The following is a 13,912-nucleotide window of genomic DNA, read 5'->3' as shown; positions in this document are numbered from 1 at the left end:
CCTTTTTCTTGGGCGCGACTAACGTTACTTAACGTTGACGGTGATTTTCTCGGAGAGGATCGGCGGATCGAACGGCATGTGGTTGCTATCGCCAAGCTCGAGTTGCAAGGTGTGCTTGCCGGGCGTCAGCGTTACTTCAGCCTGAGTCTGCGCGTTGCCGAAATGCTGGTGGTTGGCATCTTTGGGGATCGGCGCACCGGCGGCTGGCAACTCATCGACATCGATCAACAAGTGGTGATGACCGGTGTTCTTGGTGGGATCACCCGCCGGGGCCAGCGCAATGTTCTCGACAGCGAATTTGACGACGACAGTCTGCGGGACCGTCGCACCGTCTTCAGGAGAAACGATGGACACTTCAGCACCCTTGGGTGCCGGCGTAGCCGCACTGGCCAGCACCGAAACACCCATCAGCAGGCCAGCCAGCGCAGCACGTGACATAAAGGTTTTCATTCTCTTCTCCAGTTTTTTCGTAAAATCCATGTGACCATGACAACTTCATGGCCATTCGTTGTCGAAGGCACTCGACAACCATAGCAAAGCGAGCCTGAACCAGCGCATCGCGATAAATGTATTCAAAGGAGTGACCATGCGCTTTTTGCCTGGCCTGATCTGCCTGCTACCCCTTTTGAGCCCTTTGGCTCATGCCGAACTGATTGACGATGTAAACGACCGCGGTGAATTGCGAATTGCCCTTGAGGCTAATACACCACCTTTCAATTTCAAGGACGATGGCCAACTCTCGGGCTTCGAAGTCGAACTGGGCCAACTGCTGGCCAATGAACTGGATGTAAGGGCCGACTTCGTCGTCACCGATTCCAGCGATCTGTTGACCGGCGTTGAAAGCGGCAAGTACGACATCGCCATCAATCACATAACAGAGACTCCGGCGCTCAAGGATCGTTTCGACTTCAGCGAACCTTACATTCACACCGATGCGCATTTGATCGCGCAGAAAGAAGAGCCGCGTTCAATCCTGTTGGTGCAGTCGCTGACGCAAGAAAAGCCGAAAGCCGCCCCGGCCGAGAACCTGGCCATTCCGTTTCAGAAAGGGAACCCGGCGTTTCATGCCAGCCTGGAGAACGCGTTGCAGCGGATAAAGGCAGATGGGCGACTGGAGGCACTGGAGAAGAAATGGTTTGGGGCGGATGCCGCCGAGATACCGAAACCCTAAGGCCACGGACAATCACCGCAATCCCTTGTAGGAGCCGGCTTGCTGGCGATAGCGGTTTAACATTCGACAAATGTGCTGACTGATACACCGCTATCGCCAGCAAGCCGGCTCCTACAGGATGCGTGTACGGAATCAGAATTGCAGTGCAGCGGCGGCTTCAGCCAGTTCCAGTTCGCTGAAGACCTGCACGCCATGGCGCTTGAGCAACGCCGCCGTCACGCCTTCGCCGCTGACTTTCACGCCGCTGAACGTGCCGTCATAGGTCAACAGGTTGCCGCAGGATGGGCTGTTGGCCTTGAGCACAGCGATGCGGATGTTGTGTTTCTGTACCAGCTCCAGCGCCTGGTAGGCACCGCTCAGAAACTGCGCGCTGACATCCTCGCCCTCGGTGGTCATCACCGCCGCCTGCCCCTCCAGCACTTCACTGCCCTGCCCGCCCGGAATCTCCGCCGCCGCCCGTGGCGTCGGCAAGCCACCGGCAACTTCCGGACACAACGGCACGACGCGACCTTCGTCGACCCACTGTTGAAGCTGATCGAACGGCCCGCTGGCACCGCCGTCGTAACGCACGCGGTGGCCGAGCAGGCAGCGACTTACCAGAATTTTCTGCATGATCAGAACGGCTCGTTGCCACGACGCCGGAACCAGCCGGTCAACGACAGGCGATCGCGGGTCGCGGGCAGGACTTCGTGGGGCACTTCGCCCGACAGGAACACCACCAGGCATCCGCCGGTAGGCACCACATCGTATTCGACGCCTTCCTTGAGATACATGCGCAACTGACCGCCGTGCTCCGGCAACCAGGCGTCGTTGAGGTAGACCACCGCCGAGACCATGCGCCGATCATCGTCGCGAAAGCGGTCGACATGCTTGAGGTAGAAAGCGCCGGGCGGGTACATCGCGAAATGGCTTTCAAAGTCTTCGAGGCCCAGATACAACCCGCGATTCAATGCCTCGCGCAGGCTGTCCATCAACTGCAGATAGCTGTCGCAAGCCAGGGCCTGACCCGGCTCGATCCACTGGATTCGGTCGCCGCGAATTCCCTCGCGAATCTCCGATGTCGGCCCGCGGCCCACGGCGGCCGGGGCCAATTCACCCTCGGCGGCACGTTTACGGCACTCAGCCGCCAGTTCTTGGGTCAGACCCAAAGGCAGGAAAATGTTCTGCTGCGACCAGCCGCGCTCGGCCAGGTCGTCGACGATACGTAACAGCAGCGGGTGATCAGAGGGTATTGGCATGGCGCGCATAGTATTCCTGTGCCGGAAAATCCGACAGAGCCGCGCGGCGGCTTGATACGAATTCTCGACAAGTCCCTATGCCACACGGAGAATAGTCGCCTGCTGACAGGAGTCCCTATGCGCCGTTTGCTTTTCTCACTGATGATGTTCTGCGTTTTGCCCGCTTGGGCAGACGGCCACGACCAGTTGTACAAGGTCGCCGGCTGGCCAGAACAACGCGCGCATTTCAGTGATGCCCTTTCAGCCGCTCAGCAGCGTTACCAGAACAGCCTGCCGCCCGCCGTGTTTCAGGCGCTGGTGAACAACAGCAATCAGCGCTTTGCCCCGCAGGCCGTGGACCAGCGCGCCGAAGCGCAATTGCGCAAAACCCTGGCCGATCCTAAACCTGCACTGGCTTTTTTCCAGTCACCGCTAGGCAAGAAGATCGTCGCCGCCGAGTTGCTGGCGACCCGTCGCGATCAACTGGCGAAGAACGCCAAAGGCCTGCCGAAGATTCAGGCCAGCGACAGTCGCACGCTGATCATCGGTCACCTCGCCCAGGCCTTGCCCGCGCGGGAGGCCGGTGCGGAAGTCAGCCTGGCGATTGCCGGCGTCGCGGCCGACAGCCTGAGTTCGATGATCCCCGGCCTGCTCGGTGGCGGTCAGGCGCAGGGGCTGTTGAACGGTCAGCGTCAACGCTTGATGGACCAGATCGGCAGCGACCTCAACAACACGCTGTTGTATGTCTATCGCGATCTGTCGGATGACGAGCTGGAAGAGTTCGCCACGTTTGCCGAGTCGGCGGAAGGCAAGGCGTATTACCAGGCGGCGTTGGCAGCGATTCGGGCGGGGTTGGCGGTGGGGCAAACCCCTTCGAACCTCAGTCAGTAATCTCCGGTGTCTGACAGGACGCCTTCGCGGGCAAGCCTCGCTCCTACAGGGTTCACGCATGACTCGTAGGAGCGAGGCTTGCCCGCGAAGAGGCCGGAACAACCGCTAAAGACTCCGGCCTTTTATCCGCTTCGTCAAAAACCCGAAATACTCCCCGCGCAACGCCACCGTCTCATTCGCCAAATGATGCCGCGCCTCAGGCAGCATCAACACCTGAGGCCGATCGAACTTGGCCTTCAACACCTCAAGATTGTGCTGCCAATCCACCGTCATGTCCGCCTGCCCCTGCACGATCAGCGGCCGTCGAGTGCTGTCCGGCGCAGCTTCGATGCGTTTGATCCAGCGCGCCAGCGCCCCAACCCAGGCCGTCGGCAAGCGCAGCGGTTGCAGCGGGTCGGCTTGCAGGAACGGCAGGAAATCCGGGTCGTTGGAGTTCTCGCTGAAACGTCGGGCGATGGCTTTGACGAACGGCTTGAGCAAGTAATAACTGAGCTGCGACCAGCCCCAGGCGCGCGGCCTCACCAGCGGCGACAACAGGATCACCTGGCCCTGGGCCGGGCTGCCCGCCCCTTCGTTAAGCACATGGTCGATCACGATGGCGCCACCGGTGCTTTGACCGCACAGGTGCCACGGCTGCGGCAGATCGAGGGATTTCGCCTCGGCGAACAGCCCTTGCAGCGTGTCCTGATACTCGGCGAAATCGTTGATGCTCGCACGCTCGCCGCTGGACAGGCCATGCCCCGGCAAGTCGCAAGCAATCACCGCGAAATCCTGATTCAGCGCCCACTCGATCACGTGCCGGTAGAGCCCGGTGTGATCGTAGAAACCGTGGAACACAAACAACGTCGCCTTCGCCCGCTCCGGCCACCACACTTGGCCGACCACGTCATAAGCGTCCACTTCAAAACGACCCAGGCCCCTGCGCAACTGACGCCCCGGAAAATCCAGCCCGTAGAACCGCTGGTACGCCTGCGCCTCCTCGGACAGCGGCTGCCACTCGGCCAGGGGCCGCAGGCTGGCACGCAAATGATCGGGGGCGAAAGTGGCGGACATGGGCGATTCCAGAGCACGAAGCGGACTTTATAAGCCTGCGATATTCATCTGTCGCGGCAAGCATGGCAAGCTGGGCGACCTTCGAGGATCGACACCCATGCGTTCGCCCTACCGCACCCCACTGCTTGCCTGCCTGCTCGCCCTCGTGTGCGCCGGTGTTTTATGGGCGGCGTACGACTGGTTTCAAGGACGCTACCTGCGAGCGTTCAGCGAACACACGGCGGTGTTTTCCGGTGACCCGTTGCACCTGCCCGACAACCTCGCCGGCCCCGGCGCCATTCGCCTGGTGCACTTCTGGGACCCGGCCTGTCCCTGCAACGTCGGCAATCAACAACACCTGAGCGAACTGGTCGAGCAGTATGTGCCACAGGGCGTCGAGTTTTATGCGGTACAAAAACCCGGCAGCCACGGCCAGTTGCCGAGCACGCTGAGCAGCCTGAAAACCATCACCGTCCTCCCTGGCTCCGAACAGATCCCGGCCAGCCCGGCCGTGGCGATCTGGGACCGCAGCGGCAAACTGGCCTACTTCGGCCCTTACAGCGAAGGCCTGACCTGTAATTCGAGCAACAGCTTCATTGAGCCGATCCTACAAGCGTTAAACGCGGGCCGCACCGTCAATGCCACGCACACGCTGGCCGTCGGGTGTTACTGCCCGTGGCCCGCCGACACAAAGCAGTAAGACCGCGCAGACGCGAATCCCTCCTAAGGGCGATGGGCCGATTCGGCAAGCCGTGTTAAACAGTGGCGCCAGGGAACTGCTGCCACTAATAACAACAAGGAGTCACCATGAAACGTAGCCTGACCGTTCTCGCACTGCTGATAGTCGCGCTCGCCGCAGGTGCCGGCGGGTACATCTACAGCAAGCAACCGACGCGCCAGGGCATGGTCGAGCTGCAACACTTGCAAGGCTCCGTCACCGTCCGTTACGACGAACGCGGCATCCCGCACATCCGCGCCGAAAACGAAACCGACCTGTACCGCGCCCTCGGCTATGTGCACGCCCAGGACCGGCTGTTTCAGATGGAAGTCCTGCGTCGCCTGGCCCGTGGTGAACTGGCCGAAGTGCTGGGCCCCAAACTGCTCGACACCGATAAGCTGATGCGCAGCCTGCGCATTCGCGAACGCGCCGAAACCTACCTGGCGAACATGGATAAGCAGTCGCCGGCCTTCATCGCCATGCAAGCCTATCTGGACGGCATCAACCAGTATCAGGACAGCCATGCAAAACCTGCGGAGTTCGATGTACTGGGCATTCCAAAACGCCCGTTCACTGCGCAGGACACCATCAGCATCGCCGGTTACATGGCCTACAGTTTTGCCGCAGCGTTTCGCACCGAACCCTTGCTGACCTACGTGCGCGATCAACTGGGTGCCGAGTACCTGAACGTTTTCGATCTCGACTGGCAGTCCAAAGGCGTGCTGGCGAACAACCACAGCAGCACCCCGCCGCCTCTCGCCAGCGCCGACTGGAAAGACCTCAACGCCCTCGCCCGCCTGAGCGAGCAGGCGCTGGCCGACAACGGTTTACCGCAGTTCGAGGGCAGCAACGCCTGGGTCGTCGCGGGCAATCGAACCAAAAGTGGCAAGCCGCTGCTGGCGGGTGATCCGCACATTCGCTTCTCTGCGCCGTCGGTGTGGTACGAAGCGCAGCTCTCGGCGCCGGGCTTCGAGCTCTACGGCCACTATCAGGCGTTGATGCCGTTCGCCTCGCTGGGGATGAACCGCGACTTCGGCTGGAGCATCACCATGTTCCAGAACGACGACCTCGACCTGATCGCCGAGAAGGTCAACCCGGACAACGCCAACCAGGTCTGGTATCGCGGCAAGTGGGTGGACATGGTCACCAGCGAACAGCAGATCGCGGTCAAGGGGCAGCCGCCAGTGAAGTTGCTGCTGCGCCAATCGCCGCACGGGCCGATCGTCAACGATGCGCTGGGCAACAGCGTCGGCAAAACGCCCATCGCCATGTGGTGGGGTTTTCTCGAAAGCCAGAACCCGATCCTCGAAGGTTTCTACCAGCTCAACCGTGCCGACACCCTGGCCAAGGCGCGCAGTGCCGCCGCCAAGGTCCAGGCGCCGGGCCTGAACATCGTCTGGGCCAATGCCAAGGGCGACATCGGCTGGTGGGCGGCGGCGCAACTGCCTAAGCGTCCGGCGGGTGTGCGGCCGTGGTTCATCCTCGACGGCAGCAGCGCCGAAGCGGACAAGGACGGCTTCTACCCGTTCAGCGCCAACCCGCAGGAAGAGAACCCGGCGCGGGGCTACATTGTCTCGGCCAACTTCCAGCCCGTGTCGCCGACCGGCATGGAGATCCCTGGTTACTACAACCTCGCCGATCGTGGGCAGCAGCTCAATCGTCAGCTCAGTGATAAAGCCGTGAAGTGGGATCTGGAGGCCAGCCAGAAACTGCAACTGGGCACCACCACCGCCTACGGCCCGCGTTTGCTCGCGCCGTTGTTACCAGTGCTGCATGAGGTGGTGAGCGATCCCGCCGAACTGAAACTGGTGGAACAACTGGCCCAGTGGACAGGCGACTACCCGCTGGATTCCACCAGTGCCACGCTGTTCAACCAGTTCCTGTTCAACCTCGCTGACGCGACGATGCACGATGAGCTGGGCAACGACTTCTTCGAGACGCTGCTCTCGACCCGGGTGATCGACGCTGCGCTGCCGCGCCTGGCGGCGAACGCCGACTCACCGTGGTGGGACAACCGCAACACCCTCGGCAAGGAAACCCGCGCCGACACGGTCAAGGTGGCGTGGCAAGCGAGCCTCGCGCACCTCAAGAGCACGCTGGGTGCGGATTTCACGCAATGGCAGTGGGGCAAGGCGCATACGCTGACCCATGGTCATCCACTGGGGCAACAGAAGCCGCTGGACCGGATTTTCAATGTCGGGCCGTTCGCGGCACCGGGCACTCACGAGGTGCCGAACAACCTATCGGCCAAGATCGGCCCGGCGCCGTGGCCGGTGACTTATGGGCCATCGACCCGACGCCTGATCGACTTCGCCGACCCGGCGCACAGCCTGACCGTCAACCCGGTGGGCCAGAGCGGCGTGCCGTTTGACCGGCATTTTGATGATCAGGCTGAGGCGTATGTCGAAGGGGTGTATTTCCAGGCGCATCTCAATGATGAAGAGGTGACAGCGAATACGCGGAGTACGTTGAAGCTGTTGCCGGCGCGGGCTGTGCCATAGATTTGTGTTGGCCGGGCTGACGCCTTCGCGGGCAAGCCTCGCTCCTACAGGAATAGGTCACTTGTAGGAGCGAGGCTTGCCCGCGAAGAGGCCCTGACTGACCACACAAATGTCAGCTCAAACCATCGCCGCAAAATTCAACCTGAACTGCTGCGGCGTTACCCCCAACCGGCGATTGAACACGCTGCGCATATGCTGCGCATCGCGAAACCCGCACTGATACGCCACCGTCTTCAACGGCGCAACGGTGCTTTCGAGCATCACCCGCGCCGCATCCACCCTCGCCCGTTCGACGAATTCCGCCGGGGTAACCTTCGCCTCTTTGGCAAACACCCTGGAAAAGTTGCGGGCGCTCATGTTGGCGGCGTTGGCCAGGTCAGCAATGGTCAGATCGCCGGTCAGGTTGGCCAGCACATAATGCTGAACCATCGCCACCGCCGACGTCGGCTCGGCGTGGGGCGTGAGGAATGGACTGAACTGCGATTGCCCGCCCGAGCGCTGCGTGAACACCACCAACCGTTTGGCCACGCTGAGCGCCACTTCCGGCCCATGATCCCGGGCCAACAAGTACAACGACAGATCGATCCCCGCCGTGACCCCGGCCGAGGTATAGAGCTCGCCGTCCTGCACGTACAAGCGATCAGCCTCGACCTGCGTCGAAGGGCACAACGCCGCGAGCGCAGCGGCATCGCCCCAATGAGTCGTCACTGTTCGCCCTTCGAGCAAGCCTGCCCGGGCGAGCATGAACGCACCGTTGCAGATCGAGCCGAACCGTTGCGCCAGCGCGCTGGCATCGCGCAGCCAGGCATCGAAGGCCGCGCCGAAATCCATGAACGGCAACTGCGGCCCACCGGCCACCAGCAACAAGTCGTACGCCCCCAGCGCCTCGCTGAAATGCCGATGGGCATTGAGGGATAAACCGTTGGAGCACGGCATCACACCGCGCTCGACGCCGATCACCTCCAGTTGATAGTGATCCTGCGGCGCGAGGAAACGATTGGCCTCGGAAAACACATCCATGGGGCCGGTGACATCCAGGGACTGCACGCCGGCGAACACCACGATGGCAACGGTTTTACTCATAACAAGGAACACCCTCGATGCACGCAGACTTTGTAGGAGCCGGCTTGCTGGCGATGGAGGGTCAGTCGACATCAATGTTGCTGACATACCATCGCCAGCAAGCCGGCTCCTACAAGGTGTGCGCATGACGTAAATCCATGCGCAGGACCTCAACCGTAGCCAATCCGCGCTCAACAAGCGAGGTTGGCGCGATTTGCATGCTCATTGGCAAGGATCGCAGCCATGGATCGATTGTCCGGTTTTGGGGCCGGGAACAGACTTGTCCCATCAGCGCCGCCACGGCGTTCCCCACGAGGACAGCACCATGAGCAGCACCATCGCCGGCATCAAAATCCCCGACAGCGCTTTGGCCCGGGCCACCACGGAATACATTCGCGACGTCGAATCCGACCTGCTTTATCACCACTCGCGCCGGGTGTTTCTGTTCGGCGCTTTGAGCGGTGAACGCAAGCAACTGGCCTACAACCCGGAGCTGTTGTACGTCGGCGCGATGTTCCATGACCTGGGTCTGGTGGAAGGTCATCGCAGCGACGATGAACGCTTCGAAGTCGATAGCGCCAACGCCGCCAAAGCGTTTCTCAAGCCTTATGGCCTGAGCGATGACGACATCGAACAGGTGTGGTTGTCGATTGCCCTGCACACCACGCCGAACGTAGTGCATCACCTGCGCCCCAATGTGGCGCTGGTGACGGCAGGTGTGGAAATGGATGTGCTGGGGATCGACTACGCGGCATTTCCCACGGCGCAGCGTGAGGCGGTGGTGCACGCGCATCCACGGGGCGAGGGGTTCAAGGAGTGCATCCTGTGTGCGTTCGCCAACGGCTTCAAGCACAAGCCGGACACCACGTTCGGTACGGTGAACGCGGATGTGCTGGTGGACAGCGAGCCAGGGTTCAAGCCGATGAACTTCGTCGAGATCATCCGCAAGTCCCCCTGGATTTCCTGAAACCTGTAGGAGCCGGCTTGCTGGCGATTGCGGTGTAACAGTCAGCGTAATTGTTGAATGTTAAACCGCTATCGCCAGCAAGCCGGCTCCTACAGTAGATCGGGGTTGGCCACGCGATTGTGGCCAACACTCAGGCCGCTTCCGGCGCCTGCTGCGCGCGACGCACGTCCGGTTGCTTCCACGAATCGGCAGCGCTTTCTTCGATGGCCTGCTGAATCGCACGCTTGCGGCTTTCTTCGGCGCGGCGGCTGAAGAACCAGACCAGGAAGGTCATCAACGACACCGCCAGCAGAATCAGGCTGGCCACGGCGTTGATCTCAGGCTTCACGCCCAGACGCACCGCCGAGAACACTTCCATCGGCAAGGTCGTCGACCCCGGCCCCGACACGAAGCTGGCCAACACCAGGTCATCCAGCGACAGGGCGAACGACATCATGCCGCCCGCCCCCAGGGATGGCGCGATCATCGGGATGGTGATCAGGAAGAACACCTTCCACGGCTTCGCCCCGAGATCCATGGCGGCCTCTTCGATGGACAGGTCCAGCTCACGCAAGCGCGCCGACACCACCACCGCCACATACGCCGCACAGAACGTGGTGTGGGCGATCCAGATGGTGACGATGCCACGCTCTTGCGGCCAGCCGATCATCTGCGCCATGGCCACGAACAGCAGCAACAGCGACAGACCGGTGATCACTTCGGGCATCACCAGCGGCGCGGTAACCAGGCCACCGAACAGCGTGCGGCCCTTGAAGCGGGTAATGCGGGTCAGGACGAATGCGGCCAACGTGCCCAGCGCCACAGCGGCAATCGCCGTGTAGCAGGCGATTTCCAGCGAACGCACCACCGAGCCCATCAGTTGGGTGTTGTCCATCAAGCCGACGTACCACTTGATCGACCAGCCGCCCCACACCGTCACCAGTTTCGAGGCGTTGAACGAGTAGATCACCAGGATCAGCATCGGCGCGTAGATAAACAGCAAACCCGCGATCAGCATGAAACTCGAGAAACGGAAGCGCTTCATTCTTTACCCTCCATTTCTTTGGCCTGACTGCGGTTGAACAGGATGATCGGCACAATCAGGATCAACAGCATCACCACCGCCAGGGCAGACGCCACCGGCCAGTCACGGTTGTTGAAGAACTCTTGCCAGAGCACTTTACCGATCATCAGGGTTTCCGGACCGCCCAGCAGTTCCGGGATCACGAACTCGCCCACCACTGGAATGAACACCAGCATGCAACCGGCGACGATGCCGTTCTTGGACAGCGGAATGGTGATCTTCCAGAAGCTGTTGAACGTACTCGAACCGAGGTCGGATGCGGCTTCCAACAGACTGTTGTCGTGCTTCACCAGGTTGGCGTAGAGCGGCAGGATCATGAACGGCAGGTACGAATAAACCACGCCGATGTACACCGCCAGGTTGGTGTTGAGGATCTGCAGCGGTTCGTCGATCCAGCCCATGCTCATCAGGAAACCGTTGAGCAGACCGTTATTGCTGAGAATGCCCATCCACGCGTAAACGCGGATCAGGATCGCGGTCCAGGTCGGCATCATGATCAGCAGCACCAGCACCGTTTGCAGCTCTTTGCGGGCACTGGCGATGGCGTAGGCCATCGGATAACCGATCAGCAGGCAGAGGATGGTGCTGATCAGCGCCATCTTCAACGAACCGAGGTAAGCGGCAATGTACAACTCATCGTCGCCGAGCATCGCGTAGTTGCCGAGGTTGAGCAGCACCTGCAGCTTCTGGTCTACGAAGTTGTAGATCTCGGTGTACGGCGGAATGGCCACGTCGGCTTCAGCGAAGCTGATCTTCAACACGATGAAGAACGGCAGCATGAAGAACATGAACAGCCAGAGGAACGGAACCCCGATGACCAGCTGACGGCCACCGGGAATTATTCGATTGAGGCGGCGTTTGAATTTGCGCATGTTCATGAGCGGAGTACCACGCCGCTGTCGTCTTCCCACCACACGTAAACCTGGTCACCCCAGGTTGGGCGCTGACCACGGCGTTCGGCGTTGGCGACGAACGACTGGACGATCTTGCCGCTCGGCAGCTCGACGTAGAACACCGAGTGACCACCGAGGTAGGCGATGTCGTGCACCTTGCCGCTGGACCAGTTGTATTCGCAGGTCGGCATGTCCGGCGTCACCAACAGCTTTTCCGGACGGATCGCGTAGGTCACGGATTTGTCCTGCACCGAGGTGCTGATGCCGTGGCCCACGTAGATCTGGCGATCCAGGTCTTTGCAGGTGATGGTCGCATGGCCTTCGGCGTCGTCGATCACTTCACCGTCGAAGATGTTGACGTTGCCGATGAACTCGCAGACCAGGCGGCTGGTCGGGGTTTCGTAGATGTCGATCGGGCTGCCGATCTGGGCGATCCAGCCCAGGTGCATGATCGCGATGCGCTCGGCCATGGTCATGGCCTCTTCCTGGTCGTGGGTCACCATCACGCAGGTCACGCCAACGCGTTCGATGATTTCAACCAGCTCAAGCTGCATTTGCGAACGCAGCTTCTTGTCCAGCGCACCCATCGGTTCGTCGAGCAGCAACAGCTTCGGTCGCTTGGCCAGCGAACGCGCCAGGGCCACACGCTGACGCTGACCACCGGACAACTGATGCGGCTTGCGCTTGGCGTACTGGGTCATCTGAACCAGCTTGAGCATGTCGGCCACGCGGGCATCGATTTCAGCCGCAGGCAGTTTGTCCTGCTTGAGGCCGAAGGCGATGTTCTGCGCCACGGTCATGTGCGGGAACAGGGCGTACGACTGGAACATCATGTTGATCGGCCGCTCGTAGGGCGGCATGTCGGTGATGTCTACGCCATCGAGGAAAATGCGCCCCTCCGTGGGCCGTTCGAAGCCTGCGAGCATGCGCAGCAACGTGGACTTGCCCGATCCCGAACCGCCGAGCAGGGCGAAAATCTCGCCTTTCTTGATTTCCAGGGACACATCGTCCACGGCAATCGTCTCGTCGAACTTCTTCGTGACCCGGTCGATTTTGACCAGCACCTGTTTAGGTGACTGGTCGCCCTCGAGGGCTTTCTTATAGGCGCCGGAGGCAACTGCCATTTACGAAACTCCCAAAAAAAAGAGTGCAGTTCGCTCAAGGTGAGCCAACCTGGATAGTTTGAGCCCTGAAGCTATTTGCCCGACTTGACCTTGGTCCAGCTGCGGGTCATCAAACGTTGAATGTTTGGTGGTAACTCGACCGACACGTAGGTCTTGTCGAGGACTGCTTGCGGTGGATAAACCGACTCGTCGGTGCGGATGGACTGCTCCATCAATTTGTCCGAGCCAGGGTTGGGGTTCGCATAGCCAACAGAATCACTGACCTGTGCGATCACCTCGGGTTTCAACAAATAGTTGATGAAGGCGTGGGCCTCTTTGACGTTGCCCGAATCCTTCGGAATCGCGAGCATGTCGAACCACAGCGCACCGCCCTCTTTGGGAATGGTGTAGGCGATGTTCACGCCTTTCTTCGCTTCAGCCGCACGGTTGCGGGCCTGGAACATGTCGCCGGAAAAACCGATCGCGATGCAGATATCGCCGTTGGCCAGATCCGCGATGTACTTGGAGGAGTGGAAGTAGGTCACGTAAGGCCGCACCGCCAGCAACTTGGCTTCAGCCTTTTTGTAATCTTCGGGGTTGGTGCTGTTGGCGTTCAGGCCCATGTAGTTGAGGACCGTCGGCATCATTTCATCGGCGGAGTCGAGGAACGCCACGCCGCAACTCTGCAGCTTCTTGATGTTCTCCGGCTCGAACACCGCGCTCCAGGAATCGATCTTGTCGACGCCCAGCACAGCCTTGATCTTGTCGACGTTGTAACCGATGCCGTTGGTGCCCCACAGGTAAGGGACGGCGTACAAGTTGCCCGGATCGTTTTGTTCCAGACGCTTGAGCAATACGGGGTCGAGGTTCGAGTAGTTCGGCAACTTCGACTTGTCGAGTTTCTGGAAAGCACCGGCCTTGATCTGCTTGCCGAGGAAGTGGTTCGACGGCACGACCACGTCATAACCGGTACGCCCGGCGAGCAACTTGCCCTCCAGGGTTTCGTTGGAATCAAAAACGTCATACACCGGTTTGATACCGGTCTCTTTCTGGAAGTCGGCCAGGGTGGTCTCGCCGATGTAGTCCGACCAGTTATAAATATGCACCGTGCCGGCAGCCTGGACACTGACAGCCATCGTCAGTCCGGCACCGGCCAGCAATGCATTGCGCAACAAAGAAAAAATAGGCAAGTGGAGGTCCTCTAAAATTAGTTGGGCCCAAGTTGCCCCGCGTTACATGACAGTCGTAGCTGCCCAGCAACAAAACCGGCGCGCAACTTACCCTCGAAAAACCG

Annotated in this window: 14 protein-coding genes; 5 read left to right on the top strand and 9 right to left on the bottom strand. The window is 60.6% G+C overall.

Annotation, left to right across the window (positions count from 1 at the left end; genetic code table 11):
* Nucleotides 1-24 precede the first annotated feature (24 nt).
* Nucleotides 25-450 (bottom strand): DUF4399 domain-containing protein, encoded by a 426-nt coding sequence (locus KGA97_RS09565; protein WP_008026064.1) that lies wholly within the window; start codon nt 448-450, stop codon nt 25-27.
* A gap of 136 nt (nt 451-586) precedes the next feature.
* Between KGA97_RS09565 and KGA97_RS09560 the strand changes: the two genes are divergently transcribed.
* A complete protein-coding gene (locus KGA97_RS09560; RefSeq protein ID WP_008040763.1) occupies nt 587-1,171 on the top strand; it encodes a transporter substrate-binding domain-containing protein in 585 nt (194 codons plus the stop codon).
* Between the two features lie 132 nt (nt 1,172-1,303).
* Here the strand turns inward: KGA97_RS09560 and KGA97_RS09555 are convergent, their stop codons facing one another.
* Together KGA97_RS09555 and KGA97_RS09550 are read right to left on the bottom strand one after the other, a co-directional pair.
* A complete protein-coding gene (locus KGA97_RS09555; protein ID WP_223480665.1) occupies nt 1,304-1,783 on the bottom strand; it encodes a DUF523 domain-containing protein in 480 nt (159 codons plus the stop codon).
* A gap of 2 nt (nt 1,784-1,785) precedes the next feature.
* Nucleotides 1,786-2,418 (bottom strand): 2OG-Fe(II) oxygenase, encoded by a 633-nt coding sequence (locus KGA97_RS09550; protein ID WP_223480664.1) that lies wholly within the window; start codon nt 2,416-2,418, stop codon nt 1,786-1,788.
* 108 nt (nt 2,419-2,526) lie between these two features.
* Here KGA97_RS09550 and KGA97_RS09545 point away from each other — a divergent pair, with 108 nt between their 5' ends.
* On the top strand, nt 2,527-3,279 hold the full coding sequence (locus tag KGA97_RS09545) for a DUF2059 domain-containing protein (protein ID WP_192227517.1): 753 nt from the start codon (nt 2,527-2,529) through the stop codon (nt 3,277-3,279).
* A gap of 105 nt (nt 3,280-3,384) precedes the next feature.
* Here KGA97_RS09545 and KGA97_RS09540 read toward each other — a convergent pair whose 3' ends face one another.
* Nucleotides 3,385-4,332 (bottom strand): alpha/beta hydrolase, encoded by a 948-nt coding sequence (locus KGA97_RS09540; protein ID WP_207284900.1) that lies wholly within the window; start codon nt 4,330-4,332, stop codon nt 3,385-3,387.
* Between the two features lie 97 nt (nt 4,333-4,429).
* Between KGA97_RS09540 and KGA97_RS09535 the strand changes: the two genes are divergently transcribed.
* Nucleotides 4,430-5,011: a DUF6436 domain-containing protein gene (locus KGA97_RS09535; RefSeq protein WP_192227516.1), complete on the top strand. Its 582-nt coding sequence runs from the start codon at nt 4,430-4,432 to the stop codon at nt 5,009-5,011.
* Between the two features lie 107 nt (nt 5,012-5,118).
* Nucleotides 5,119-7,530 carry a penicillin acylase family protein gene (locus tag KGA97_RS09530; RefSeq protein WP_223480663.1) on the top strand — a complete coding sequence of 804 codons (2,412 nt, stop codon included), beginning with the start codon at nt 5,119-5,121 and terminating at the stop codon, nt 7,528-7,530.
* Between the two features lie 117 nt (nt 7,531-7,647).
* On the opposite strand, the gene KGA97_RS09525 is transcribed toward KGA97_RS09530, so the two are convergent.
* Entirely contained in the window at nt 7,648-8,613 is a 966-nt protein-coding gene (locus KGA97_RS09525) for a GlxA family transcriptional regulator (RefSeq protein WP_008040757.1), read from the bottom strand.
* A 304-nt stretch (nt 8,614-8,917) separates the two neighbouring features.
* On the opposite strand from KGA97_RS09525, the gene KGA97_RS09520 reads away from it, so the two are divergent.
* Nucleotides 8,918-9,559 carry an HD domain-containing protein gene (locus tag KGA97_RS09520; RefSeq protein WP_207284902.1) on the top strand — a complete coding sequence of 214 codons (642 nt, stop codon included), beginning with the start codon at nt 8,918-8,920 and terminating at the stop codon, nt 9,557-9,559.
* Nucleotides 9,560-9,689: 130 nt separating this feature from the next.
* Here the strand turns inward: KGA97_RS09520 and KGA97_RS09515 are convergent, their stop codons facing one another.
* The 4 genes from KGA97_RS09515 to KGA97_RS09500 all read right to left on the bottom strand — a co-directional run bounded on the left by KGA97_RS09515 (nt 9,690) and on the right by KGA97_RS09500 (nt 13,808).
* Entirely contained in the window at nt 9,690-10,583 is an 894-nt protein-coding gene (locus KGA97_RS09515) for an ABC transporter permease subunit (RefSeq protein WP_008026042.1), read from the bottom strand.
* The gene (locus KGA97_RS09510; protein ID WP_177318183.1) at nt 10,580-11,461 is read right to left on the bottom strand and encodes an ABC transporter permease subunit; all 882 of its coding nucleotides are present in this window, start codon (nt 11,459-11,461) and stop codon (nt 10,580-10,582) included. Before KGA97_RS09510 ends, KGA97_RS09515 begins: the two co-directional genes overlap by 4 nt.
* A gap of 35 nt (nt 11,462-11,496) precedes the next feature.
* On the bottom strand, nt 11,497-12,639 hold the full coding sequence (locus KGA97_RS09505; RefSeq protein WP_008026038.1) for an ABC transporter ATP-binding protein: 1,143 nt from the start codon (nt 12,637-12,639) through the stop codon (nt 11,497-11,499).
* A gap of 71 nt (nt 12,640-12,710) precedes the next feature.
* Entirely contained in the window at nt 12,711-13,808 is a 1,098-nt protein-coding gene (locus KGA97_RS09500; RefSeq protein ID WP_008026036.1) for a polyamine ABC transporter substrate-binding protein, read from the bottom strand.
* Nucleotides 13,809-13,912: the final 104 nt, after the last annotated feature.

The sequence above is a fragment of the Pseudomonas sp. BF-B-15 genome (genome assembly GCF_019946675.1).
In the GTDB taxonomy this organism is placed as follows: domain Bacteria; phylum Pseudomonadota; class Gammaproteobacteria; order Pseudomonadales; family Pseudomonadaceae; genus Aquipseudomonas; species Aquipseudomonas migulae.
This window is presented reverse-complemented; position numbering and strand designations above follow the sequence as displayed.